Here is a 23,966-nt window from a genome sequence, read left to right on the forward strand (position 1 = left end):
TCTTATCGCTTTTTCAAAAAACAGGTCTTCAACACAATGGTGCTTTTCCCAATCTTACACTCCACCTCATCGCTCTTCGACGTCAAGCGAATGCTTTTCACCACTGCCCCTCGCTTCATATCCATCGATGAGCCTTTAACGTTTAAATCTTTTATAAGTTGCACGGAATCACCATCATTTAAAACGTTTCCATTACTGTCTTTTACAATTTCTTCCATATTTTTTTCATTCTTATATTAATATATTCATCATCAAGATAAGTTATATTTCAATAACAATTATTTATTATTTTATTTCTGAAACACAAACAGGTGCTCATGCATTATTAATAAGAAATTACTTTCTTTCGATTTATTAACCCAAAAACCTGTCGCCTTGCAATTATGTTGTTTTTTTATAATATCCTCCTTTAATACAAACCCTTGTTTCAAAAATCGCTCCATAACTTTAAAAGCTAAAGGCTGATACATTTTATTTCTTCTTGTGTCACCCATTAAAACAGCGCAATATTTCCCCTTTCTCAAAACACGATATAATTCTTTGGCTACTTTTTCTATTTCGTCTACAAAGGCATCAATGTCATGAATGCCAGACAAATCTTCTTTTATTTTTCCTTCACTATATTTTATAATATCGACATAAGGCGGATGTGTAAGAACAAAATCAATTTCCTCATCCTTAATAAAATCCATATTTCGAGCATCACATTTTATTATTCTCTGTTTAGCCTTATTATCGACATCAAATTCTAAAGATTTTTTTGTTCGCTCCAATGCCTCTTCGTTGACATCAACACAAGTAATATGGCGATTTAAAATTTTCGCCTCAATCGCCGTTGTTCCACCGCCGATCATACAATCAAGTAAATGATCGCTTTCTTTTGAGTAACGCAAAATTAAATTGCGCACCACTTCCGGTGCCCAATTTCCACGCCAATCTGATTTGTGAGTAGCCCAGTTGCCACGACGCGGGAATGACCAAACGGTAGTACATTCCATATCGAATTCAGCAGGATGAAGCATTAATTCTTTCATAGATATTAAAAATCTATTTATTATTCCAGCACCCGTCGGTCAGTCCAATTTTCTTAAGAATATCAGTAAAGGCAACATATTCTATTTTATGCTCCTTGTAAAAAGCTAAACTATCTTGCAATTCTTGTGTTTGATTATTTTTGTCCAACAGATCGCCAAAAGCAAACTTTTCTCGCGCTTCATATTCTTGATAGCCTACCAAAATAATTTGAAGAGGTTTTTTATATAAACGTGGCAATTCTCCATACTTTAATGGAACTCCTAGTATTTTTTCACCAGCCGTGCCCGGCGTACACCAACTTCGTCCCTTTACCTCATAAACATAATCGTCACACTCCAAATCTGGATCATATTTTTTATTCCTAAGAGTGCTTTTTCTTGATGTAGTTGTTCTAACATTTTTTCTACCGATTTTATTGAGCCCCTCCATGACCAAATTTTGACAAAGAACAGTAGTCCATTGTTTGCCGTCAGAAGTGTTCATGATTTTATTACCCCATTTTTTTTCCAACTCTTTTGACTCTTTTAATTTTTTTTCACTTTCAGTATTTTTCAAAGAAATATCCGTAATGCCTTCATAACACCATTTAATAACATCAAGATTGTCAAGCAAATTTATGCCGTTGTTTTTCATATATTATATCTTTACTATTTTAAACTCACTCAATAAATTACAATACTTTTAAAAAATCAAATATTTGCCCTCCCAAATCCACACCTCTTTTAATAATGGCTGCCTCTGGATCTTTTAAAAAGTCTTTCTCATATTTCTTCAAATCTCTATTGAACTTAAATTTAGATTTTGCGTATACGTCACTTATTTTTTTGCTCAATGGCTCATTCCCAGCATCATTGTTGTCATTATTGTGAAGTATTGTTAAGTTTCCTATTTTATTAACATACCCACTAATACTTTCTTTGGACAATCCCCATTTTTGTGGATTTTGCGGTAAAATATGTTCAATATTTGGATCTAAAATAGCTATCCCCCTATCATCCCTGCAATAATTTATCATCAATTCGGTAATTAAAAACTCTATCAATTTAGATCCAGATCCATACTCTAAATTTTTAGAAAAGTTTTTAGAAAATTCTTCTTTTTTATTAACGTATTTAAATAATTTTTTAAATTTTCCCCCAACTTCTTTTTTATACCTTAAATCAGAATACTCAACGGAGGACTCACAGATAGAGGCAAAAATGACTTCATAATCCGAAGGGTTAATACTAACAAACTTTGCCAAAATAGCAAAATACAACAATCGTTGAACATCCTCCCTAAATTCAGAAGGTTTATAGGCAGTGTCTACCTGCTTTTTATTATAAAATGAAAGCAATACTTCATATACCTGATCTAGTCCGCCAAGATATCTAAACACTCTTAATAACTTTTTAATCTTTTCATCTCGCTTTAATAATGTCAAATTATTTTCATATTCCTCAAATTTAAGACCGATGTAAACCTGGGCATTAAATAATAACTCTTTTGTAAATGCGTCTACCTCACTTCCGGTTTTTCTTTCAATTTTTTCTTTTTTTATTGTTTTAAATAATCTCGACGAATTAATATAGCCCTTTTTTGAAATCCAGTAATGCCTCAAAAATTTTGGGAAAATTGAAATTTTTGTATCCTCAAATAAATTTTCAATCTGTGTCCAATTTGATTCAATATTGTTTCGCAACATTTTTGAAGGAGCTGATTTTAACACAGCGTTCTTCAATAAGTCGGCCACCGACAAACCTAGACCGGTGGAGTTTAAGCCCTCAAATAAATCGTATATATCATTTTCTGAATCAACGACAATTGCTATAAATTGCACGGATAATATTTTTCGTATTAAAAAATCAATCTCCTCTTCTTTTTTATTTTTTATTTCCTTTTTTATAATTGTAATTATATATTTAAGATTTGAATAATACCTCAACTGGTTATCATCTAGTTTTTTTTCATCCTTGTCCATATTCAATAATGAATTGAAAATTTCCATTAAATTTTCTTTTCCCGGTATAAGACGTGGAGTTAGTTCTTGTGTTCTTGGATTTCTCCAAAACAAATAAGAGTCTACTAAATTAGCAAGCTCTTTGCTCGTTTTTGTTTCTTTAACTTCATGCAATATATTTTTAAAAGCAATTAAAAACAATGACACCGTTGTCAACCTCTGCTGCCCATCAACTATAATAAGACTATCTTCTGAATCCTCTGACGGACTAAGACAAACAAGATTGCCGATAAAATAACCCTCCTCATTTTCAACAATAGACTCCCAAAGCTCATTAACTTGTGTAGTTTTCCATGCATATGGTCTTTGATTATGAGGCATTGAAAATTTTTCATACCTTGAACAAAGCGTTGCGTAGGTGTAATCCTTTGTATCTACAAACTTATTTTTCATACAAAATATTTAATAATTAACAACAACAACCTCCTTAATCTTCCCCCGATTAGCACCATTTGAATTAATCGCCCGCCCGGCAAAAACTTTTTTTATTTTTATTTTCCTATCTAATTCAAAATAAAGATCATTTATAAACTTAGTGTCAGAATTAGACAGCATCACATAACAACCACGTTTATGTAGTTTTAAAAAAGTATCTCGAAGCTCTTCTTGTTGTTGTTCCAAAAATCCTTCCTTGGTATAACTCGTAAAACTAGAAGTCTTGTTAACTGGATAATATGGCGGGTCGAAATATATAAAATCTCCCTTTTTTGCCTTGTCTAAGACATACTTATAATCTTGGTGTAAAATTATTGTTTCCTTCATGGCGTCACGTGCTTTTAAAAGATTTACTTCATCACAAATTAAAGGATTTTTGTTATCACCATAAGGCACATTAAAACCACCGCTACTGTTTACTCGATACATTCCATTAAAACAGGTTCGATTAAGATATATGAAACGAGCAGCCCTGTTTACGTCAGAAAGTTTCTCTACCTTTAGTGCGCGGACTTTAAGAAAATAATCTTTAGTATTTTTTTTCTGATGTTCTTTTAATTTTTTAATTAAAGCCGAAACGTCATTCTTGATAACATTGTAAGTTGTCACCAATTCAAGGTTCATGTCTGATAGTACTGCTCTTTTTGGAAGCAAATCAAAAAACATTGCACCACCGCCAACAAAGGGTTCAAAATAAGTTGCCGTCTTTGGATTGAACTTATAGGGTGGGTAAAGATTTAAATCTTTAAATTGTTGAACTAATTGTCTTTTTCCTCCCACCCATTTTACAAATGGCTTAGGATTATCTGCAACAAATTTTTTATAAGAAATAACCACATCCTCATCTTTGGGCGGCGCAGTCTCAAAGGTTGCCAAAAAAAGCCTAACATGAATCGGATGAACATTAAGAGCCACCGCGGTAGCTTGTATCATTTGTTTGGTCATATAAATTACCTAGTATTATTATAACTATATAATACCACTTATACACCCCGCTTGCAAAGTCCATATATCCACAGCCAATATAAATCCCATTAAAATAGTTTAATCATTAAACCGCGTCAAAATTACTAAAAAATCCCACCCCAAAGTCAATTTATTTCCATAAAAAAATTAATCAAAAAGTTAATAAAATTTTAACCAATTTTATATATAAATTTAAGAAAATTAGGCTTATTTTTTTTGTTTTTTTTTAAAATCCAACCAAAACCCCCACCCCCAAAAAATTTATTAAAAATACACACCAAAAAAAATAAGGCTGTTATTGTTTTATATTAAAACGGATAACAGCTTTTTAGTTTTAGCCCCTCTCAATTTCGCCAACAATCTCATCAATCGCAGTATGCAGCTCTGTCTGCCTTGCAATAATATTTAGTTGGTTATTATTTATATCATTTTTTAGATCTAGAAGATTTTTCTTTGGCTTTCTTTTCTATCTTCTTCCCCACGATTTTAATTGCTTCCAAGTAAGATTTTTCAACCTCGCTCAAATTCTTTGCTTTGTATTTGCGATATTCCAGATTAGCTTTTTCCGTAGCTTTCTCGTGACTTATCTTTCCAGAGTCATTCAAAATTTTCCTTCCCGTTGATTTTAAAATATTATCCAACTCACGAATATAATCAGCCATCTTCATGGGCTTTTGTTCTATGGCATTAATTTCTGCCAAATCAAAGTATGCCGAAACAAGATTGTTCAAAACTTTAAGTTCGTTTAATTCAAGAAAATTTTTGGCAACAATCGCTTCGGCTTGAGTTGGTTGCTTGCCTTTAAAATTGGTAAGTCCTGCAAATTCTTTATCCGAATCTACCCGTAAATAAATTACTTCTGCCGCCGTGTGTCCATGAGCTGCAAAATGAAGTTTGTTTTGCACAATCTTAAAAAATTTTAAGGACTCGCTTGCTTGGGGATCATAATCAATGGCAGTTGCATACAAATCAAGCACCTGACGATGCAGCACCTTTTCACTGCTACGGATATCTCGGATCTCATCAAGTAATTCTTTCCAGTAATTTCCTCCCCCAAGATTCTTCAATCGATCTGAATCAATAGTAAAGCCTTTGATAATGTATTCTTTGAGGCGCGCAGTTGCCCAAATACGAAACTTTGTTGCGATGCTTGATTTTACTCGATATCCAAGCGAAATAATCATGTCGAGATTATAGAACGGCAATTCACGCTCTACCTCCCGTTTACCTTCGACGCGAACCTGTCGGAAATTCCGACAGGTTGCCAATTCGTCAAGCTCGCCATCTTCGTAGATGTGCTTGATATGCTCAACGATATTAGTACGTGATGATTGGTAGAGTTCAGCCAGTTGTTGCTGGCTTAACCATACTGTTTCTCCTGTTAAGCGCACCTCAATCTTTGGCTCATCGCCGTCGCCCTGATAGATAATAATTTCGCTATTTGGCTTGTTGTTTTCCATATATTATTTAGTTAGATTCAATTGGTCAATTTGCCCACAATCCCAGTCTATAAAATTATCACCAACAGCTCCTTATCTTTCAAACTAATCGCCCCTCTTTCAATTAATTTTTCCCGCGGCATTTCGTGCCGGGGCAGATCTTTTATTTTTGGCATACGTAATTTTTTACTTGAGTAACATATTATAAATATATTATACCCCCAACCCCACCCCGAAGTCAATTTATTTCAATAAAAAAATTAATCAAAAAATTAATAAACTTTTAACCAGTTTTATATATAAATTTAAAAAAATTAGGCTTATTTTTTTTGTTTTTTTTAAAATCCAACCAAAAACACCACCCCAAAAAATTTATTAAAAATATCAACCAAAAAAAAATAAGGCTGTTATTGTTTTATACTAAAACAGATAACAGCCTCGTGTTGCCCGGACTTGCGTCTAGGCGGTTACTTTCTCGAGATAATCGAGCGCCAGATTTCTCACGAGAGCGTAGAACTCCTTCGGATTGCGGTATGCCCTTTCAGCGGCGATGCCGTCGACGATTGTTTGCCCGCTCCACCCATCAAGAATGATGATTGCTTCAATGGCGTCAGCACTCCTCAGATTGAATGTGAGTTGCGGCAATCCATTGACCACTTCGAGTTCGCCAGTGATGCGCAGATCATAATTCGGCAACTCGTCGGCATCATTCAGATTGCCGATGCACTCTTGGATAATCCGGTTGGCGTGCTCTTCCTGGACTTTTTTTCGTCCCGTCATGAGCACGTTTAGAGGATGCGGAGTGGCCAGACGAATCGATTCGATACCTTCAGCGCCTTGCTCCAAAAAAATTGGACTAGTCAAGATGTAACCCAAGGGAAGACGGACCAAAACGCTGCGGTTCTGATCGCCACCCCAGTCGTTGGATTCCAAAATTGCCAGGACAAGAATCTTTTGTACAAACTCGACCAAACCGGCGCTGCTAAATTCCCACAACGCACGCAGGGCGTTAATTCCCTGTGGTTTGAATTTGATTTCCAGCCTTGGCCCAACTTTGGGATAGCGCCTGCCCATCTCCGTAAGTGTTTCATGTTTCATTTCTTCCTCCTCGATTGATTGATTAAAAAAATCCAGCCCGATATTAATTACTCGTAATATTTTAAATAAAAAAAGAACAATATATAACTATAGCACATTTTCACTGTTTTGTCCAGTATGCGCACTTAAGGCTAGTTTTAGCATTATTTATTTTACTAAAAATATATATATTCGCGCCATACCCCGCACCAATCCTTGACTTTTTCAATATTTATTGTAATATTAACCCATAATTCAGACGATAAATTATGTCTTTTTTTATTGTTCTTTACATCAAAAACAACCGACCAACCAACACAAAGGAGAGGGACAACATGGCAGAGGAAAAAGGAAAAAAAGTGAAATACGAAGGGGCTGCCTCTTACGATGATATCATTCGTCGATTTGAGGCCTGCGGATTGGTTCATGTGAACACAGGTAAGACCAGGGAGACTTTTATCAATCCCGACTTTCCAGATTTGCTTTACATCCTAGCAACTGACCGGATCAGTATTTTCGACATCGTCCTGAATGCGCGCATTCACATGAAGGGGGCGGTGCTGACGGCGATGACTGTTTACTGGCTCACCAATGTTTTTCATGATATTCCCCACCACCTGGTTGACTACGGTGCCAACGTCGGCGCCTATCTGCCCGCAAAGCTGGTAAGCTCCCTGAGTGACAAAGAGCGTTTTTACATCATGAAGCACATGCTTGTGGTCAAAAAGACTGAAGTCTTGAAAGTTGAGGCCATCGTGCGTGGATTCCTGACTGGCTCCGGATTGAAAGACTACAAAAAATCCGGCATGATCTGCGGGATTGAATTGCCAACAGGATTGGTCGATGGAAGTAGGCTTCCTGATGTTGAATTCACACCCTCCACTAAAGCGGATTACGGAGAACATGACGAGAACATCTCTTTTGATAAGGCCATCGAGATAATCGGCGAAGGCGCGGCAATCTTCGTTCGTGACAAATCGAAAGATCTCTATATTAGGGCTCGTGATTTAGCCAAAGATGCTGGCATCATTATCGCTGACACCAAATTTGAACTGGGCGTCGATAAAAACGGCAACATCATCCTGATCGACGAAGTCCTAACACCAGACTCCAGCCGTTACTGGCCTGAAGAACAATGGTTGATTGCCATGGCGGAAGGAAAAACTCCTCCAAGCCTGGACAAGCAGCTTGTTCGCGATGCTGGCGCGGCCGCCGGAGTCAAGGATAATCACGACTGGATTCCGCCGATCGGTCTTTTGAAGGAAACATCCGAACGTTATCAGCAAATCTTTAAACGTTTGGTTGGAAAACCGCTGGGACAATTCTGGCGGGAAAACATGGGTATTATGGGCTAAGTCCATACTGTCAAAACAAACAACAAGGCGCTACCTTTCGGATAGCGCCTTTTTTATTTTTTATTTTTTCAAAAACTCCTTCACCAACTCCACCGCCTCTTTCTTCTCACTCACCCAATTTATCTTCGTCCCCTGCCTCTCCCAACGCTGGAACCAGCTCATTTGTTTTTTGGCGAATTGGCGGATGGCTATGTTGAGTTTCTCCACCATTTCGTCGTAGGTCATTTTCTTTTGTAAATATTTGGCGATGAATTTGTATTCGAGCCCAAAACTCTCCAGTCTTTTCCAAGACACACCTTCTTTGTGCAATCTTTCGACCTCTTCAATCATGTTTTCTTTTTCGAGACGCACAATTAGTCTTTTGTAAATGCGGTCTTGGATCACGTCACGCGGCCAAGCGATTCCTAATATTAAATATTCGCAATCGCTAGATTTTTTCGCGATACTCTTGCCAACAAATAAATCACTGGCATTATCACGTGCGATTTCAACATAACGAATCAGGCGTCTTTGATTGTTGCGTTCGCTGTTATTTAATTTTTCGGCAAAGTCTGGTTTTAATTTTTCCAATTTCGCCACCAATTCCTCCACGCTGAGCTTTTCCATCTCGGCGCGAAAGTCTTTGTCTGGTCCAACGGAGGATAGTTTCATATCATCGACTAAGGATTGGATATAAAATCCGGTACCGCCGACGACCAGTGGTAATTTCTTACGCTCACTAATTTCCGTAATCGCTTTCTTGGCTAGTTTTTTGTATTTAACGAGATCAAATTCGGTGTTAGGACTAACCACGTCGATCAAGTGATAAGGCGTGTCGCCGTATTCGCCCAGGTCCTTGCCAGTGCCGATGTCCATGCCACGATAAACCTGGCGCGAATCGGCGCTGATAATTTCGCCCTTGAATTTATTCGCCAAAAAAACGCCCAGGGTGGTTTTACCACTGGCAGTTGGTCCAAGAATGACCACGACTTTATTTTTTGGTTTTAACTTATTCATAATAAAACTAATCAATCTTGCTTGTCATTCTGGAACGAAACGAAGTGCAGTGATAGAATCTTCCGCTTTGTACGTTTTTTACGTAGTCGAAGATCCTATCGCTTCGCTCCAGGATGACAAGAGTGATTACACTTCGTCCGCCTCAAAGCCGAAATTTCTAATTTTCACAATTTTCACCATCACAAAATCACCGGCTTCAGCTTTGATTCTCTTATTCATCTTAATTACTTTACCCGCGCGTGTTTTGCCATACCATTCTCCCCTCTTATTAATCCCCTCCACCAACATCTCCACTGTCTTGCCTAAATATTGTTCATTTCTTTTTTTGATAATTTTTTCTAAAATACTTTCTAATCTTTGCGCCCGTTCCTTTTTTACCTCATTCGTCACATCATCGCCCATTTTCTCCGCCGCCGTGCCTGGACGTGAGCTATATTCGGAAACATAGGCCATGTCGAATTCTACTTCTTCAAATAATCGCATTGTATCCAGGAAATGTTCTTCGGTTTCACCGGGAAAGCCGACAATAATATCAGTGGTAATCGCCACCGGCAAATCAGCATCCAAACCTGCGCGAATTTTTTTAATCAAATCAAGATAATGTTCACGGGTGTATTTACGATTCATTCTTTGCAAAATTTCATTACTTCCCGACTGCGCCGGCACGTGAATATGACGGCAAACCTTCTCGCACTGCGCCACCATCTCTATCAATTCCTCGCTCATATCCTTGGGATGATTGGTGGAAAAACGCAACCAAAATTCTCCCGGGATGTCATTGACCATTTTTAATAGCTCTGGGAAATTGACAACGTCACCCCTCACCCCGACCCTCTCCCGCGGGGCGAGGGAGTTATAACTGTTGACGTTTTGCGCGATTAAATTTATTTCCTTGTAGCCTTTCGCAATCAAATCCTTCACTTCCGCCACAATCTCGCCTGCCGGTCGATATACCTCACGCCCGCGCGCATAGGGCACGACGCAGTAGGTGCAAAAATTATCACAGCCATTGCCAATCGGCACGTAGGCCGCAAAAGTCGATTGTCGCTTGGCTTCAATGCTAAAATAAGATTCCTTTCTGATACCATGCACTTTAAATATCTCTTCCGCGTTAACCGCCCGTAGACGTTCCGGCAATAATTCGTGTAATTTCGGGAGGTCGATTATATTCATCCAAATATCAACACTCTTTTTCAAAATCTTTTGCACATCAGCACGTTGCGACAAACAACCAGTCAAAACAATAACATTGTTCGGATTGATTTTTTTCAATTTTGGAATAATGCCATAAATCCGACTCTCTGCCGAACCACGCACACCGCAAGTGGTAAACAAAACCAAGTCCGCCTTGTCGCGGACCGATTCTTCACTAAACCCTAAATTTTCCAAATACGTGGCCATGCGCTCAGAATCATTCTTATTCATCTGACAACCAAAAACCACAATATGATATGTTTTTTTCATAGTTATTTTTATTAACTTAATCTAACAGAATAAGGAGAATTTTTCAAGACCGCAAATAAAAAAGGCGCCATCTTCGAAAGGTGGCGCCTTGTGTTGTAATTTTATTACTTCTTGTGCAAATTCAAAAGAACGATATTGCCCATGGCCTTGTTGCTGTGCAATTTCTTGGAATCATCTGTGGTTTCAGAAAAATTATCGTGAGTACGATAACCGTCCAGATGTATTTTTTGAACAGTTCGACTGATAGCCGCGGCGCCCTTGGAAGCACCGATGCTTTCCAGCGTTGTTGCCATCGCCAACATCAAATCGAGAATATTCCTTCGCTCCTGCGTCGTCGAGACGGGTATGCCAACTTCGTGCGCAAGTGTAGTCAATGCCGTGCTTGGGCTGTCCGCTGAAAAAATAGTCATTGTTCTAAAGATCAGTTGGATATCATCCATTCGAACTGCCTCTACGGCAACTGCACAAACAGCAGCCATAACCTCCGACAACGATTGATCATGCCTTGCCAGGGCAATTATCACTTCCTTTTCTTTTTCCACCTTCTTCATCTTGCTCCTCCTTCTCAATGTTAATATTTCCCGCCTTGTTTCATCCTTGAATTAATTTACTAGCCATTTAATTGTTTGCTAAATTTAAAAAAATCCGTATCAAAAACTTATCAAAAATTACTTAAAATGTCAACAATATTGGTCAAAAATTACAACTTGCACAATATGGACTTTTATTGTCTTAAATTTGTCGAATATTTTCTCATATGCTATAATATTTAGGTTAATAAAATAAGATTTACGTATTTATGAAAAAACAAAACTACGCGATATTTCTTGTGCTAATCATGATTTCTCTGATAGCGACCAAGGTCAAGGCGGATGCCTTTAATCCGAATAACATTATCACCGATCAAGAAATATTAGATTCATCCAGCATGTCACTGGAAGATATCCGCAATTTTTTAAATGATAAAGGTGGCTACATTTCCAAGAATCTTTTTAAAGATTACAGTGGTAAGTTAATGACCACGGCGGAGATCATTTATAATGCCGCAAATAATTTTGATTGTGATGATGCCAAGGATTTAAGCGCCAATCCGTCAGTTACCGAAAAGCAAGTAAAGTGCAGACCGGTCACAATTAATCCTAAATTTTTAATGGTGCTCCTACAAAAAGAACAAAGCCTGATTACTGACACTAGCCCAACCCAACGGCAACTTGATTTCGCTTGCGGTTATGGTTGTCCTGATGGCGTGGCGTGCAATAATCGCTGGACCGGCATTGGCAAGCAAATCAATTCAGCCTCATTACAATTTTATGACTATGTCAAAAATCCCCAGAACTACGGCTACAAAGCTGGCAACACCTACACCTTCCGCAACAGTAGCGGTCACGCCGATTCAGTGGTAACCATCGAAAACAACGCTACGGCTGGATTATATAATTATACTCCTCACGTTTATAATGGCAATTTTAATTTTTTCAATTTGTGGATGAAATATTTTTCTCGTAATTATCCGAATGGCACCTTAATGCAAGCCAAGGGCGAGGGTGGGGTTTGGATGATTCAAAACGGCAAAAAAAGACCATTTCTTAGTCGTGGGGCTTTAACCAGCCGCTTTGACACCAAAAAAATAATTACCGTTAGTAAGAGTGTTTTGGATAGTTATCCAAAAGGCGCCGGCATTAAGTTTCCCCAATACTCCGTTGTCCGCTCACCCCGTGGCACAATCTTCTTAATAGTTGATGATAAAAAAAGAGGCTTTTCAGATGGCGAGGCCTTCCGCAAGGTTGGTATCAATCCAGAAGAAGTGGTTAGTGCCAGCTGGACCGATCTCAATGCCTATGAAGATGGTGCGAATATCACCGCTACCTCCACTTATCCAACTGGTGCCTTATTGCAAGACAAAAAAACCGGTGGCATTTATTGGGTATCCGATGGCACCAAAGCACCACTCTGGGATGCGATTTTATTAAAAACAAAATTCAAATACAAATCAATTACCCCAGTAGACTCGACTAAATTAGCTAGCTACACCACGGTTGCTCCAGCTATTTTTGGCGATGGCGAATTAATCAAACCAAACAATTCTCCGGCTGTATTTGTTATTGATCAAGGCAAGCGCCGTTTAATAACGTCCGGAGAACTCTTTGAAGATATGGGCTACAAATGGGATAACATTATTGCTGTTACACCAAAAATCCTAGCCCTATACGAAGAAGGCCTACCATTAATTGCTGAGCCAGTCATTACGGACCCAGGCACTTCAGCGACCAGCACACCAGCAACCAGCACACCGGCCATCTCCACCACGGCCACCAGCACCGCAACCATGCCAGCCACTCCAGTTATCCCAGCTACCACCACTGATAGCACATTGCAAAGCGAAATTAATAGTATATTGAATCCATAAATTTAATATTTTAAAATGTAAATTTTAAGTTTTAAATTTAAAGTTTGCAATTAATAGTTATGTCCTTAGTTTATTCAGCCATCGTCCCCCATCCACCGATTCTTATTCCCAGCATTGGCAAAGAAAATTTAAATAAGTTAGAGGAAACCAGCCGATCATTTGAACGTATTCGCAAAGAGCTCATCAAGAATGAGGTGGATACTATTTTTATTATCTCTCCGCACGGCACTATTCAACCCAAGTCTTTTACCATCAATCTTTCTCCAGAGTTTCATTGCGATTTTCGAAATTTTGGCGACCTCGAAACTACACAAACTTGGTCAGGCAATATCAGCCTTGCCCATCGCATTCGCGAACAATTAGAAACTAAGGCGCCCCTACAGATGACCACTGAACACGAACTTGACCATGGCTCCGCCGTACCTCTATTTTTATTAACCAAAGACTTAAAGCATATCAAAATCATTCCACTCTACTATTCCGGATTGAATTATGACGCTCATTTTAAATTTGGACAACTGCTAAAACGTGAGCTTTTATTTCACAAAGACAAAATCGCCGTGATTGCCTCTGGCGATCTTTCCCATCGCATTACCAAAGACGCACCCGCTGGCTATTCACCCAAAGGCAAAAAGTTCGACAAAAAATTTATCGATCTTCTAAAACAAAATAAAACTGAGGAGATCTTAAAGATGGATCACGAACTGATCCACGAAGCTGGCGAATGCGGCCTAAAATCAATTTTAATTCTACTCGGCATCCTGGATGGTATCAAGCATACCCCCAAATTACATTCCTATGAACACCCATTTGGCGTTGGCTACCTGACTATGAGTTTTGATTTATAGCTAATCCTTCTTGGGCGTAATATTGGTCAGACTGGCAAGTTTAAAAAAATAACGCCACTTATCCTTACTATTACAAAGTTCCTTAGTATCATTTAGGCATTTTTCAACAAAAGCTCTTGGCCTATCTTTACAAATTTTAAAAACTGAACCCTTTTTCGTTGGCGGAATGTTTAATTCTTTGATAATTTGCAACGCAAAATCTTGCCACTGGTATGCCGGGGCTTTTTTTATTTGTCGACTTTTTAATATGTCTCCGAAGTTCTGAAAACCTTCTTCTTTTTTTTCCATATAAACATTATAAGTAATTTCTTGATTTTAAGCAATCTATTTGCTAAGATTAATTCATATGAGTAAAATACTAAAAATCCTAACAAATCCTAACAAGCAACTGCGGAAAAAATCCAAAGATGTCGCCCTGCAAGAGGTTAAAACCAAGCCATTTCAGGCTATGCTCGACAACATGGCCGAAACCATGCTCAAGAAAGACGGCGTTGGATTAGCCGCACCGCAAATCGGAGAAAATATCCGTCTTTTTGTCATTAATACAAAAACTGGACCGGAGTTTTTTATCAATCCGATTATTGTCAAAAAGTCCTGGGCCAAAGAAATCGCCGAAGAGGGTTGTTTATCTGTGCCGAATTTCTTTGGCAAGGTGAAAAGACACCGTCAGGTCGTAGTTGATTATGTCAACCGGAAGAACGTCAAGCAAAGAGTAGAAGCCACCGGCTTGATGGCTAGAGTAATTCAACATGAGAACGATCACCTGGATGGCGTCTTATTCATTGACATCGCGACTAATATTCATGAATTCACTGGAGAAGAGAATGATTAATTGACTTTTTTGCCATTTGTTTTTACAAAGGCATAATATCCAATCAACAAAACAAAAACAGCCACAAAAAACCAAGAAATTTCCTTATAGTACTGTGACAATAATTCCTGATTTGCTCCAAATTGATAACCCAAAATAGCTAATATAACTGTCCAAGATCCTGATCCCAGAGTTGTAAATAAGAAAAACTTTTTTAAATCCATTCTAACAAAGCCGGCCGGAATTGATATCAACTGACGGATTGCTGGCACTAATCGACCGACAAATGTTGAAACACTGCCATGGTCTACAAAGTATTTTTCCGCTTTCTCTATTTTTGCCTGATCAATTAAAAAGTATTTTGCAAATCTATGCCCAGCCAAAACAAAGACTAATTTGCGACCCAGCGTCATGGCTAAATAATAATTAAAAAAAGCACCAATCAAGCTTCCAGCAACTCCCGAAGCAATAACGAGATAAACATTCATTTGACCCATAGACGCCAAATAAGCTGCTGGAGGAATAACTACCTCTGACGGAAACGGAATAAACGAACTTTCAATTGCCATCAATAAAATTATCCCCCAATATCCCATCTTGGCAGTGGCTGTAAGTAAAATCGTCACTATTTCAAACATATTATAACAGAAATTAATATTTATTGTTTCAGTATAACATAAAAAATAAAATGAACAAACCAATCAGAACAATCTTTATCGGCACCCCCGACTTCGGCGTGCCTGCCCTGCAGAGTCTAGTTAATAGCGCAAATTTTGAAATTATCGGCGTCATCACGCAGCCTGACAAAAAAATTGGCCGCAAGCAGGTCTTAACTTCACCACCAATTAAGGTCACAGCATTAGAACACAAAATTGCCGTTCATCAACCCGAAAAAATTCGCAATTTCTCTCTTGATGTATTTAGTGATATTGATTTGATAGTTGTAGTGGCCTACGCCCAAATCATCCCCAAGAGCATCCTGGAGTCACCTAAATACGGCTGTATCAATATCCATGGCTCACTCTTGCCAAAATATCGTGGCGCTGCCTGCATTCAAGCGTCGATTATGGGTGGCGACCCTGAAACCGGCATTACTATTATGCAAATGGACGAAGGTTTGGATACTGGTGCCATTATCCACCAAGAAAAAATTAAAATTGAAAACAATGACACAACTGGTGTTATTTTTGATAAACTTTCAACTCTGGGCGGTCACATCTTGCCAGATATTTTACTAAAATATATTTCCGGCGATCTAAAACCACAGGCACAAGATAATAACAAATCATCCTATGTCGGTATGCTCAAAAAAACTGACGGACACATTGACTGGAATAAGACAGCGGTCGAATTGGAACGCTTTGTGCGCGCAATGTCACCATGGCCAGGCGCGAGCGCAATTACTAATTACAAATTAAAAACTATTAATTTAAAAATTATTTCAACGGAACATTCTGTTTTAGAGATTAACAGTCATACGCCGGGAACTTTGTTCATAAATGATGATAAATTATGTGTACAGTGTGGACAAGACGCGCTTATCGTTAAACAATTACAATTAGAAGGCAAAAAAGCCTTAACTGATAAAGAATTTCTTAACGGTCACCAGAATTTAATCGGCACAACATTAGAATAAACATTTTTTTAAAACAAAACACTCAGCTTCTAAAAAGGCTGAGTGTTTTTGGTTGGAAAATAAATTCCCAGCCATAGAAAAAACCGTTTGTTTTTATATATTTAGAAAGTAAGTATTGTTTTACGCAACCGGAAAACTCATTAATTTCAAGAAACAAAGAACCCGCGCTTCTTACGAAGTGCGGATTCTTATATCCCCATGCTTAAATCCTAATCGAGTCGCAATGATTTTGACGTCATCACGAAATAACTAGGAGACATTCAGACTAGACGGTAAACCGCTTTCATCCGAAACGCACTCTAATATTATATATTATATCAGAAACAAGTCAATAGCAAAAAAACCCCAATAAAATCAACCTCTTACTGGATAATTTTGTATAAAAAATATTATATCTTAGAATATCTCCGAACCGCAATCAAACTTGCTAAAATATTTATTGCCGCCGCTACCAGGAACTGGATTCCAAAAATTGACAAAACATTACCGTAAAAATATTGCACCAAATTAACATTATAGCTCACAAAAAAAGTTTCCAAGTATGGCTGCAGAAGGTTTAAAAATGGCCAAAAAATGAGCATGACGGCGCCAACCCCGAATAAGGTGTAGATTATCGATGAAAAGACGTATGGCAGCTGTATGAACCAATTTGAGGCTCCCACTAGGCGCATAATCGTAATTTCTTTCTTGTGTGTATAAATAGCAACGCGTACAGAGTTATAAATAACCAATAATGTGATAAAGATAAAAATCGAACTCAGGACCAAGGCGGCATTGCTCACCTTTTCCGTAATCGCATTAATCTTCTCTAACATTGTTTTATAATTTGAGAAATTTCTAGACTCAATAATATCATCCTCGATAATATTCAATTGATTAATTAAGCTATCAAAGACATCCATACTCTTCGGCTTAATAACCAAGGTTGGTGTTAATGGATTTTTACCTAATTCCTTCAAGGCATCCAATATCTCCGGATTATCCTGATGTCTTAAGCGAAACTCTTCCATCGCTTGATCTTTAGAAATATATTCCACGCTTTTTACCTCAGCCAAAGACGAAATTTTCATCTTCAAGGCCTCAATATGGTCTTCTGGGGCATCGGTTTTTAAAAATAAATTAACATCAATTTTTTCCTTAATTGTGTCAACGGCGGTCTGCCCCACCACCTTAACAACCAAAAGCATATTAACCGTAAATAAAGTTAAAACTAAAATAATAATAGTAACCAATGACAACCAAATATTTCTAACCACGTCTTGGATACTAAACTTAATTGCTCGAAAGAATGAAATAAACATTTTGTAGATTTAAAATAATAAATTAAATATTTTACAACATATACTTACCATTTTCTTGGTCACTGACAATTTGACCGCCATCAATGGTAATAACGCGTCTTTTGAGGTTATTCACTACTTCCCGATTATGAGTTACCAACAAAACCGTGGTACCAAATTTGTTAATTCGTAATAGCAAGTCAATAATTTCGTTGGTATTCAAAGAATCAAGATTTCCAGTTGGCTCGTCAGCTAATAAAATCTTTGGTCGATGCACCAAGGCGCGTGCAATCGCTACGCGTTGTTGCTCTCCACCAGATATTTCCATTGGGTAACGATGCATTTTTGATTCAAGGCCAACAATCTTCATAACGTGTGGGACAATTTTTTGAATCTTGGCGTTCTTGCCGCCACAAACCTGCATCGCAAAAGCGACGTTTTCAAATAAAGTCTTTTTTTGCAATAGTTTAAAATCTTGAAAAATAACGCCGATCTGTCGTCTTAATACCGGTATTTCGCGCTGACCAATATTAGTTACATCCCAGCCACCGATAATAATTTTACCGTCGTCGATCTTCTCTTCACCAATCAACGTTTTCACTAGTGTGGTTTTACCAGTACCAGATTGTCCAACAATTGAAACAAATTCTCCCGGTTTGATATGGAGATTAATATTGTTCAAGGCTTTATAATCCTTGGTGTATGATTTTATAACATTTTGATATTGAATCATTTTTTTAGGAATTCAAATTTATTAAACTATATTTTATTAATTTTTCGGTTTCATAAAAACTAGTACTTCTATCCTCGGCACCAAACGTGACCACGATAACACTGTCGCCATTATAACTCACTCGACTCATTAAACAGTAGCCCGCCTCCACCAAATAACCAGTCTTTGAACCGGTAATGTCATATTTATTACCAGTGACCAATCTATTAGTGTTTACTAAACGATGATATTTCTTAGTGTTTTTTGTAAAGAATTCGTAACTAGTTGCGGTACTCACCTTCTTAATCGTGGCATTTTTCATTACCGCCTTGGTAATAACCACGTAATCCTGAACGGAACTAACGTTCTGTGGCGCCAATCCAGTTGGCTCGATAAAATATGATGAATTTGCACCAATGCTTTTTACATACTTATTCATTCTATCAATAAAGACATCTCGATCAAGACCAGAAACGCGAACTAAACTTTCAACCGCGTTGTTTGCCGATCCGACCAAGGAAGAATATAACAAATCCTCAATTGTCATTGTTTCACCATCGGCCACTTTTAACTTCGCAATCGCGCCACCATCATCAACATATGACTGATTATATCTTTCATCTTGCCTGGAATAAGAAACGACTTTTTTTAAATCAGGCTTAGTGTCCAAAAACACCTTCATAGAAACTAATTTAGTAAGGCTTGCCAGGGGCAAAACCGAGTTGGCATCTTTTTCCCAAATAACATTGCCTGTATTTTCATTAACCGCAATCGCCGACTTCACCCTTAAATTCATGTTAATTTTTTCCGTCAAATCAATTTTCGGTACAACTTTTACTTCTGTTTTTTTTACCACTTCCTTACTATCAAATACCTTTTCCATTACAATAACTCCTAAAACTTTCCCGCCTTCAGGCGCAATATACAATGGCTCAATAGACACATCGATAACACCGGCTCCCAAGGGTGCCAACGCTTGAAAGGCGACCTTGTCTAAATCAATGACTCGCTCAGGATGCACTTTACGATCAGGACCAAAGTCGTTAACAATCACGTCAACAAATTTATTACTATTAAGACTTTTAACTCTTAGCTTTGAACCAATCGGAAAATCAGGTGAGGCCGCGAAATTACCGCCCTTGTGGCTATACCAAGAAGTCTTGCCCACGGTCATTGTCCCGGGATAGGCAAAAACTGCAATTCTAGCATAGGGCAAATGAATCAATGATCGAACAAAGTTTTCAGCTGGAAAATCAGAAGTCGGCAATGGTCGCCAAATATTAACTGTTTTATCAAAAAAGAACACTCCCTTGCGACGATTATCAGACTGATCATAGCTTAATTGAATATAAAATGGCTTGTGATTGTCGTAAGCTTGTTTATTTTTAAATTCAAATTGATAAATATCGCTAATCTTCTCAAATTCAGACGAAGTGGCGATTGGCTCATTGCTCAAGTTAAGAACTTCAACATCTGTAGAAGACGCCAAAATACCAGGAACTAGGGATAATTTTATTCTATCCGCAAAAGCAGTCACGGTGTATCCCTTCTGGATGGTCGCGTGATCTAAATTGATGTTAAAATTATTCTCATTCAAAACATTGTCAGCTGATACAGTCGAAAAAGCTAAAAATAAAAAAATTCCTCCCACTAAAAATATCCTTTTTGTCATAATTATGTAGTTTATTCTAATTGCTTTATTATAACATAAAATATAAGGAACGCAAAGACTTGAAATTATTCGCAATTATAGGTATATTTAAAAATGTGCACTATGCACGATGCCTACGTAGCTCAGTTGGTAGAGCAATGCACTCGTAACGCAGAGGTCGCCGGTTCGATTCCGGCCGCGGGCTCACCTAATCAACAAAACTCACATAATAGATATTTTTAGCCGCTTCGTCGACATACTCGTCGAAATTTTTGGCTTGAACAAAAATATAACTGAGACTGGTGCTGCTGTCATTTTTTTCGTAGCACTTAAAAAGATAATAACCATTTTGATCAAAAATAACATCACTCACCTCGCCCATATTGAGTGCCTTGATCTTATCACCGTATTCATATTTAGAAAAATCATCAGATCCCAAACTAATTAATTCTCTTTTGTCTCCGTATTTTCCAGCAATTTGATCAAAGTCTCCCCCTTTATTAATTAATGTTTTTATTTTTCTAATCCTATTTAAGCCAGTGCTGTTTATTACTTCATTGGCAACAACATCACCAGCTCCATATTTTCGAAAAAATTTCCTCGTAATCACATTTTTAATTAATTCCTTTTTCGCCCCGACGCCGTCGCCATTCAGCTTATTTTTCAAATCAATATAATCATAATAATCAACAAGACGATTATCAACAATTATAGCCGGCACAGGCAAACATCTATCCAAAAAACGAAAGACGCGATTATCAACTCCATAATTAACGATTAATAAAAATAAAGAAAGATAAATAACACTAAGCGCCAAAATTGCCACCAACGAAACAAAAGAAAAAATTTCAAGCATTTCCTTTACGCGAATAGTGGTAAAAGAAAAAAATGTTTTACTATGCTTAATTCTAGCAACGACATGATGTCTTATTTTTGTACTTGTTTTATTGAGAACCTTATTTGAATTCACCTTTCTCTTAGTGAACGTAACTTCTTTTTTTACAGGCTGTTTTTTAATAATTTCCTTTTCTGGTTCGATCTCGGCAAAACTGCCTTTTTCTGATTGTATCTTTTTTTTATCAACAATCAGTTCTTCTAAAATATTTTTACCGACCAATGTATTTTTCTTAAGCTCTTCCTGCCATTCCTTTTTCTGTTCTTCGGCATGCTTTTTTTCCGCTTCCGCAACTACCTCCTTGGTAATTCCACTCTGCGGTATTTTTTTTTCAAACAAAATACCATCAACTTTTTTATTGGTTGATTTTGGTGCGTTAAAATCCTCGCCAAGCATGCCTAGGATTATCTCACGCTTCTTTTTTATCTCATCGGGTGACATTTTTTGAACGCCATCAACATTATTCATAATTTATTATTAACTTTTAGCAAAAAACTGCCACCATCTATAAATATTCGAGTCCTTGAAAATATTTTTCTCTTTTTTCTCTTCATTAATATTAAAAACCCCCCTGCTATCTCCGCTATCATCTTTTTTATCTAACGCATTCTTAATAACCACCACCCCTTCGTTGTCTTTTCTGTAATTTAAATTCAAACGTGCTTGTTCCAAGACAAATTGATCAGAGTTTAAATAATTGATCATTTTTTTTAAATCAGTATTATTACCATCAAGTCTGGCAACCTCTTTTTCCAAATCCTTTATCTCATTATTTATTCTTTTTTGCTTTTGAGCATTGCGAACAATTGGAATCGTAATATAGACCAAAATAAAAAAACCAATCATACCTATGAAAATAGGATGAAAAAATATTTTGCCAAAATTATATTTTCCGCTTCGCTTTCTCATATCTAGTCCAATAATAATTCCCGGCTTTTTTTAACCTTTTTAACATAATCAATGCAGACTACATTCTTCTGACTCGCCGGCGCTTCCAAATAATCTTTTATCGACAATAAGGACAGCACTAAATTCATGTGCAAATCTTTATATTCCATTGATGGCGCCTTAAGGCCGACAATCTTATTTTTTAAATCATCTATTTGTTGAAAAATAAGATCATCACTGCCAAAACTTGGTCTCGCGGAGGTATCATAAATATCGGCTGCCGTAATCACCTGTTCATATTCATCCAAAACATTAAAGATATTTTTTTTATACTCCTCCTTGTTAATTGTTATTTTTTCCACAGCATTATTCTGAGAACTACCCTCCTTGACTGAGGTTACTTTTAATCTCAAAATGGCAACCATGAGTAAAACTAAGGTGACCACTAATAAGAGTAATAAAATATTAGCTTTGTTTAAAATTATTTTTTTCATATTTTTTAGTAATAAACGATTTGAGTTTCTAAATCTCTTTTTCTATTTCTGGCCGTCTCCTCGGTAATCTGACCGGCGTGATATAAATTATCAATAGCTTTATTCATGGTAATCATGCCTTCTTGCGAACCATTTTGAATGGCGTTGAAAAGTTGTTCGTATTTTCCGGTTCTAATAATATTGGAAATTGCCGCATTGTTTGTCATTATCTCTCTAGCTGCGGCCATGCCACCGTTCTTCCCTGGCAAAAGCTGTTGGGCAATAACCGCTCGCAAAACTGACGCCAATTGATGAGCAATCTGATTCTGATTATCAACTGGAAAAAAATCAATAATTCTTTCGATGGTTTCTGCTGCTGTCGAAGTGTGCAAGGTTGCCAAAACAAGATGTCCAGTTTTAGCTGCCGTCAGTGCCGCTGAAATTGTTTCGAGGTCGCGCAATTCCCCCACCATGATTACATTCGGATCTTGACGCAAGGCATACTTGAGCGCCGAGGCAAAACTTTCCGTATCACGGCCAATCTGTCTTTGTTCAACTATGCTTTGCTTGTCATGAAAATTAAATTCAATCGGATCTTCGATGGTTAGAATATGAGAACGTCTTTCAGCGTTAATCAAATCAATCATAACCGCTAAAGTTGTTGATTTACCCATACCCGTCGGACCAGTTACCAAAATCAAACCATCACGAAAATGCGTAAATGAGTAAATAGTTTCATTAAGACCGATTTCTTTGGCAGTCGGAATAACATTCGGCACCAAGCGAGCAGACAAACCGATTTTTCCCTCTTGATAGTGCAAATTAATTCTAAAACGGCAACCAAAAAATTCCAAAGATAAATCTAAATCCTTTTTTCTCTTAAATCTTTCTAGAGTTGTCTTGTCCAAACTATTAAAGACGGCATATTTAAGCTCGCCAAAGGGTATCTCCGGCTCTTCCAGTCTGGTTAATTCACCAAAAATACGCAAAGACGGCACGCTACCTTCAACAAGGTGCAGGTCAGAGGCTTTTCTATCTATAGCTAGTTTAAAGTAATACGGTAAATCCATTCAATTAAAATTTAAATTATTGATTTAATTTGTTTTAAAAATTCCGGCAAAAACGGTAAAACAATTTTAGCGATTTTCAAAAAATATGGGGCCAATTTTGAAGCCAACAACCAATGACCAACCCAGTGATCAACAATAGAATAACGCGCGGTCACAAAAATTATCAAACCAATCGCCAATGAACCTTCCAAGAGACCCAAGGCCGCTCCGGCCAATTTATTAATTGTTTTTAAAAAAGGGATTATCGAAATAAAACCGAATATCTTATCTAATAACGACACCGAAATCATCACTAATTTTTGCACCAGTGAAAAAATAAATAAAAATGCACCCACCTTACCAACATTGGTCCAGCCGTGCAACATTTTTTCAATATAAGAAAATAGCAAAAGATAAAAATGACTCGCCACCCAGGCGCCAATAAAAATCCCTAACAAGACGCCAATAGCGCGAATCAAGCCAAAAAAGAGGCCATAAAAAACAAAGCCTGACAAAATTACTATAAAAACGATATCAATAATTGGCATAA

25 protein-coding genes and 1 tRNA gene are annotated in these 23,966 nt (G+C 37.4%); 6 read left to right on the top strand and 20 right to left on the bottom strand.

Going from position 1 to position 23,966, the window contains the following annotated elements; genetic code table 11:
- Nucleotides 1-2 precede the first annotated feature (2 nt).
- The 7 genes from KKD45_01705 to KKD45_01735 all read right to left on the bottom strand — a co-directional run bounded on the left by KKD45_01705 (nucleotide 3) and on the right by KKD45_01735 (nucleotide 6,972).
- Nucleotides 3-218, bottom strand: a complete 216-nt coding sequence (locus KKD45_01705) for an alkylphosphonate utilization protein (protein ID MBU4309219.1) — start codon at nucleotides 216-218, stop codon at nucleotides 3-5.
- Between the two features lie 72 nt (nucleotides 219-290).
- Entirely contained in the window at nucleotides 291-1,022 is a 732-nt protein-coding gene (locus KKD45_01710) for a methyltransferase domain-containing protein (protein ID MBU4309220.1), read from the bottom strand.
- 25 nt (nucleotides 1,023-1,047) lie between these two features.
- On the bottom strand, nucleotides 1,048-1,668 hold the full coding sequence (locus KKD45_01715) for a hypothetical protein (protein ID MBU4309221.1): 621 nt from the start codon (nucleotides 1,666-1,668) through the stop codon (nucleotides 1,048-1,050).
- A gap of 37 nt (nucleotides 1,669-1,705) precedes the next feature.
- On the bottom strand, nucleotides 1,706-3,427 hold the full coding sequence (locus tag KKD45_01720) for a DUF262 domain-containing HNH endonuclease family protein (GenBank protein ID MBU4309222.1): 1,722 nt from the start codon (nucleotides 3,425-3,427) through the stop codon (nucleotides 1,706-1,708).
- Nucleotides 3,428-3,436: 9 nt separating this feature from the next.
- A complete protein-coding gene (locus tag KKD45_01725) occupies nucleotides 3,437-4,402 on the bottom strand; it encodes a DNA adenine methylase (protein MBU4309223.1) in 966 nt (321 codons plus the stop codon).
- A gap of 458 nt (nucleotides 4,403-4,860) precedes the next feature.
- Nucleotides 4,861-5,895, bottom strand: a complete 1,035-nt coding sequence (locus KKD45_01730) for a virulence RhuM family protein (GenBank protein ID MBU4309224.1) — start codon at nucleotides 5,893-5,895, stop codon at nucleotides 4,861-4,863.
- 438 nt (nucleotides 5,896-6,333) lie between these two features.
- Nucleotides 6,334-6,972, bottom strand: a complete 639-nt coding sequence (locus KKD45_01735; protein MBU4309225.1) for a hypothetical protein — start codon at nucleotides 6,970-6,972, stop codon at nucleotides 6,334-6,336.
- Nucleotides 6,973-7,286: 314 nt separating this feature from the next.
- On the opposite strand from KKD45_01735, the gene KKD45_01740 reads away from it, so the two are divergent.
- Nucleotides 7,287-8,306 (top strand): phosphoribosylaminoimidazolesuccinocarboxamide synthase, encoded by a 1,020-nt coding sequence (locus KKD45_01740; protein MBU4309226.1) that lies wholly within the window; start codon nucleotides 7,287-7,289, stop codon nucleotides 8,304-8,306.
- A gap of 60 nt (nucleotides 8,307-8,366) precedes the next feature.
- On the opposite strand, the gene miaA is transcribed toward KKD45_01740, so the two are convergent.
- The 3 genes from miaA to KKD45_01755 all read right to left on the bottom strand — a co-directional run bounded on the left by miaA (nucleotide 8,367) and on the right by KKD45_01755 (nucleotide 11,317).
- Entirely contained in the window at nucleotides 8,367-9,302 is a 936-nt protein-coding gene (miaA, locus tag KKD45_01745) for a tRNA (adenosine(37)-N6)-dimethylallyltransferase MiaA (GenBank protein ID MBU4309227.1), read from the bottom strand.
- A gap of 126 nt (nucleotides 9,303-9,428) precedes the next feature.
- Entirely contained in the window at nucleotides 9,429-10,766 is a 1,338-nt protein-coding gene (gene miaB / locus KKD45_01750; GenBank protein MBU4309228.1) for a tRNA (N6-isopentenyl adenosine(37)-C2)-methylthiotransferase MiaB, read from the bottom strand.
- A 104-nt stretch (nucleotides 10,767-10,870) separates the two neighbouring features.
- Complete coding sequence (locus KKD45_01755) at nucleotides 10,871-11,317, bottom strand: hypothetical protein (GenBank protein MBU4309229.1); 447 nt, start codon at nucleotides 11,315-11,317, stop codon at nucleotides 10,871-10,873.
- Nucleotides 11,318-11,565: 248 nt separating this feature from the next.
- Between KKD45_01755 and KKD45_01760 the strand changes: the two genes are divergently transcribed.
- Nucleotides 11,566-13,173: a hypothetical protein gene (locus KKD45_01760; protein ID MBU4309230.1), complete on the top strand. Its 1,608-nt coding sequence runs from the start codon at nucleotides 11,566-11,568 to the stop codon at nucleotides 13,171-13,173.
- Nucleotides 13,174-13,232: 59 nt separating this feature from the next.
- Nucleotides 13,233-14,021, top strand: a complete 789-nt coding sequence (amrB, locus tag KKD45_01765; protein ID MBU4309231.1) for an AmmeMemoRadiSam system protein B — start codon at nucleotides 13,233-13,235, stop codon at nucleotides 14,019-14,021.
- On the opposite strand, the gene KKD45_01770 is transcribed toward amrB, so the two are convergent.
- Nucleotides 14,022-14,309 (bottom strand): hypothetical protein, encoded by a 288-nt coding sequence (locus tag KKD45_01770; protein MBU4309232.1) that lies wholly within the window; start codon nucleotides 14,307-14,309, stop codon nucleotides 14,022-14,024.
- A gap of 58 nt (nucleotides 14,310-14,367) precedes the next feature.
- Between KKD45_01770 and def the strand changes: the two genes are divergently transcribed.
- On the top strand, nucleotides 14,368-14,853 hold the full coding sequence (gene def / locus KKD45_01775) for a peptide deformylase (protein ID MBU4309233.1): 486 nt from the start codon (nucleotides 14,368-14,370) through the stop codon (nucleotides 14,851-14,853).
- Here def and KKD45_01780 read toward each other — a convergent pair.
- A complete protein-coding gene (locus tag KKD45_01780; protein ID MBU4309234.1) occupies nucleotides 14,850-15,470 on the bottom strand; it encodes a DedA family protein in 621 nt (206 codons plus the stop codon). The genes def and KKD45_01780 overlap by 4 nt on opposite strands.
- A gap of 50 nt (nucleotides 15,471-15,520) precedes the next feature.
- On the opposite strand from KKD45_01780, the gene fmt reads away from it, so the two are divergent.
- On the top strand, nucleotides 15,521-16,468 hold the full coding sequence (gene fmt / locus KKD45_01785) for a methionyl-tRNA formyltransferase (protein MBU4309235.1): 948 nt from the start codon (nucleotides 15,521-15,523) through the stop codon (nucleotides 16,466-16,468).
- Between the two features lie 389 nt (nucleotides 16,469-16,857).
- Here the strand turns inward: fmt and KKD45_01790 are convergent, their stop codons facing one another.
- From KKD45_01790 to KKD45_01800, 3 genes are read right to left on the bottom strand one after another with little or no spacing between them, the layout of a single operon-like run.
- A complete protein-coding gene (locus KKD45_01790; GenBank protein MBU4309236.1) occupies nucleotides 16,858-17,769 on the bottom strand; it encodes an ABC transporter permease in 912 nt (303 codons plus the stop codon).
- 31 nt (nucleotides 17,770-17,800) lie between these two features.
- Nucleotides 17,801-18,481, bottom strand: coding sequence for a cell division ATP-binding protein FtsE (ftsE, locus tag KKD45_01795; GenBank protein MBU4309237.1), 681 nt, complete (start codon nucleotides 18,479-18,481; stop codon nucleotides 17,801-17,803).
- Between the two features lie 4 nt (nucleotides 18,482-18,485).
- Nucleotides 18,486-20,132, bottom strand: coding sequence for a serine hydrolase (locus tag KKD45_01800; protein MBU4309238.1), 1,647 nt, complete (start codon nucleotides 20,130-20,132; stop codon nucleotides 18,486-18,488).
- A 111-nt stretch (nucleotides 20,133-20,243) separates the two neighbouring features.
- On the opposite strand from KKD45_01800, the gene KKD45_01805 reads away from it, so the two are divergent.
- Nucleotides 20,244-20,316, top strand: a tRNA-Thr gene (locus tag KKD45_01805).
- 3 nt (nucleotides 20,317-20,319) lie between these two features.
- Here the strand turns inward: KKD45_01805 and KKD45_01810 are convergent.
- From KKD45_01810 to KKD45_01830, 5 genes are read right to left on the bottom strand one after another with little or no spacing between them, the layout of a single operon-like run.
- On the bottom strand, nucleotides 20,320-21,474 hold the full coding sequence (locus tag KKD45_01810; protein ID MBU4309239.1) for a hypothetical protein: 1,155 nt from the start codon (nucleotides 21,472-21,474) through the stop codon (nucleotides 20,320-20,322).
- Between the two features lie 9 nt (nucleotides 21,475-21,483).
- Complete coding sequence (locus tag KKD45_01815; protein MBU4309240.1) at nucleotides 21,484-21,915, bottom strand: septum formation initiator family protein; 432 nt, start codon at nucleotides 21,913-21,915, stop codon at nucleotides 21,484-21,486.
- Between the two features lie 2 nt (nucleotides 21,916-21,917).
- On the bottom strand, nucleotides 21,918-22,388 hold the full coding sequence (locus KKD45_01820) for a hypothetical protein (GenBank protein MBU4309241.1): 471 nt from the start codon (nucleotides 22,386-22,388) through the stop codon (nucleotides 21,918-21,920).
- A gap of 5 nt (nucleotides 22,389-22,393) precedes the next feature.
- On the bottom strand, nucleotides 22,394-23,437 hold the full coding sequence (locus tag KKD45_01825; GenBank protein ID MBU4309242.1) for a PilT/PilU family type 4a pilus ATPase: 1,044 nt from the start codon (nucleotides 23,435-23,437) through the stop codon (nucleotides 22,394-22,396).
- An 11-nt stretch (nucleotides 23,438-23,448) separates the two neighbouring features.
- The gene (locus KKD45_01830) at nucleotides 23,449-23,964 is read right to left on the bottom strand and encodes a CvpA family protein (GenBank protein MBU4309243.1); all 516 of its coding nucleotides are present in this window, start codon (nucleotides 23,962-23,964) and stop codon (nucleotides 23,449-23,451) included.
- Between the last annotated feature and the right edge of the window lie 2 nt (nucleotides 23,965-23,966).

The organism is Patescibacteria group bacterium, from assembly GCA_018897195.1.
Lineage (GTDB): Bacteria > Patescibacteriota > Patescibacteriia > Patescibacteriales > UBA12075 > JAHILH01.

What these genes read in the sequence shown, in the direction of transcription:
- KKD45_01815 (MBU4309240.1), bottom strand. Translation starts at nt 21,915, where the DNA reads ATGAGAAAGCGAAGCGGAAAATATAATTTTGGCAAAATATTTTTTCAT.
- KKD45_01810 (MBU4309239.1), bottom strand. Translation starts at nt 21,474, where the DNA reads ATGAATAATGTTGATGGCGTTCAAAAAATGTCACCCGATGAGATAAAA.
- KKD45_01820 (MBU4309241.1), bottom strand. Translation starts at nt 22,388, where the DNA reads ATGAAAAAAATAATTTTAAACAAAGCTAATATTTTATTACTCTTATTA.
- KKD45_01710 (MBU4309220.1), bottom strand. Translation starts at nt 1,022, where the DNA reads ATGCTTCATCCTGCTGAATTCGATATGGAATGTACTACCGTTTGGTCA.
- KKD45_01760 (MBU4309230.1), top strand. Translation starts at nt 11,566, where the DNA reads ATGAAAAAACAAAACTACGCGATATTTCTTGTGCTAATCATGATTTCT.
- fmt (MBU4309235.1), top strand. Translation starts at nt 15,521, where the DNA reads ATGAACAAACCAATCAGAACAATCTTTATCGGCACCCCCGACTTCGGC.
- miaB (MBU4309228.1), bottom strand. Translation starts at nt 10,766, where the DNA reads ATGAAAAAAACATATCATATTGTGGTTTTTGGTTGTCAGATGAATAAG.
- KKD45_01715 (MBU4309221.1), bottom strand. Translation starts at nt 1,668, where the DNA reads ATGAAAAACAACGGCATAAATTTGCTTGACAATCTTGATGTTATTAAA.
- KKD45_01730 (MBU4309224.1), bottom strand. Translation starts at nt 5,895, where the DNA reads ATGGAAAACAACAAGCCAAATAGCGAAATTATTATCTATCAGGGCGAC.
- KKD45_01740 (MBU4309226.1), top strand. Translation starts at nt 7,287, where the DNA reads ATGGCAGAGGAAAAAGGAAAAAAAGTGAAATACGAAGGGGCTGCCTCT.
- KKD45_01770 (MBU4309232.1), bottom strand. Translation starts at nt 14,309, where the DNA reads ATGGAAAAAAAAGAAGAAGGTTTTCAGAACTTCGGAGACATATTAAAA.
- ftsE (MBU4309237.1), bottom strand. Translation starts at nt 18,481, where the DNA reads ATGATTCAATATCAAAATGTTATAAAATCATACACCAAGGATTATAAA.
- KKD45_01830 (MBU4309243.1), bottom strand. Translation starts at nt 23,964, where the DNA reads ATGCCAATTATTGATATCGTTTTTATAGTAATTTTGTCAGGCTTTGTT.
- miaA (MBU4309227.1), bottom strand. Translation starts at nt 9,302, where the DNA reads ATGAATAAGTTAAAACCAAAAAATAAAGTCGTGGTCATTCTTGGACCA.
- KKD45_01780 (MBU4309234.1), bottom strand. Translation starts at nt 15,470, where the DNA reads ATGTTTGAAATAGTGACGATTTTACTTACAGCCACTGCCAAGATGGGA.
- KKD45_01735 (MBU4309225.1), bottom strand. Translation starts at nt 6,972, where the DNA reads ATGAAACATGAAACACTTACGGAGATGGGCAGGCGCTATCCCAAAGTT.
- def (MBU4309233.1), top strand. Translation starts at nt 14,368, where the DNA reads ATGAGTAAAATACTAAAAATCCTAACAAATCCTAACAAGCAACTGCGG.
- KKD45_01825 (MBU4309242.1), bottom strand. Translation starts at nt 23,437, where the DNA reads ATGGATTTACCGTATTACTTTAAACTAGCTATAGATAGAAAAGCCTCT.
- KKD45_01705 (MBU4309219.1), bottom strand. Translation starts at nt 218, where the DNA reads ATGGAAGAAATTGTAAAAGACAGTAATGGAAACGTTTTAAATGATGGT.
- KKD45_01725 (MBU4309223.1), bottom strand. Translation starts at nt 4,402, where the DNA reads ATGATACAAGCTACCGCGGTGGCTCTTAATGTTCATCCGATTCATGTT.
- amrB (MBU4309231.1), top strand. Translation starts at nt 13,233, where the DNA reads ATGTCCTTAGTTTATTCAGCCATCGTCCCCCATCCACCGATTCTTATT.
- KKD45_01720 (MBU4309222.1), bottom strand. Translation starts at nt 3,427, where the DNA reads ATGAAAAATAAGTTTGTAGATACAAAGGATTACACCTACGCAACGCTT.
- KKD45_01800 (MBU4309238.1), bottom strand. Translation starts at nt 20,132, where the DNA reads ATGACAAAAAGGATATTTTTAGTGGGAGGAATTTTTTTATTTTTAGCT.
- KKD45_01755 (MBU4309229.1), bottom strand. Translation starts at nt 11,317, where the DNA reads ATGAAGAAGGTGGAAAAAGAAAAGGAAGTGATAATTGCCCTGGCAAGG.
- KKD45_01790 (MBU4309236.1), bottom strand. Translation starts at nt 17,769, where the DNA reads ATGTTTATTTCATTCTTTCGAGCAATTAAGTTTAGTATCCAAGACGTG.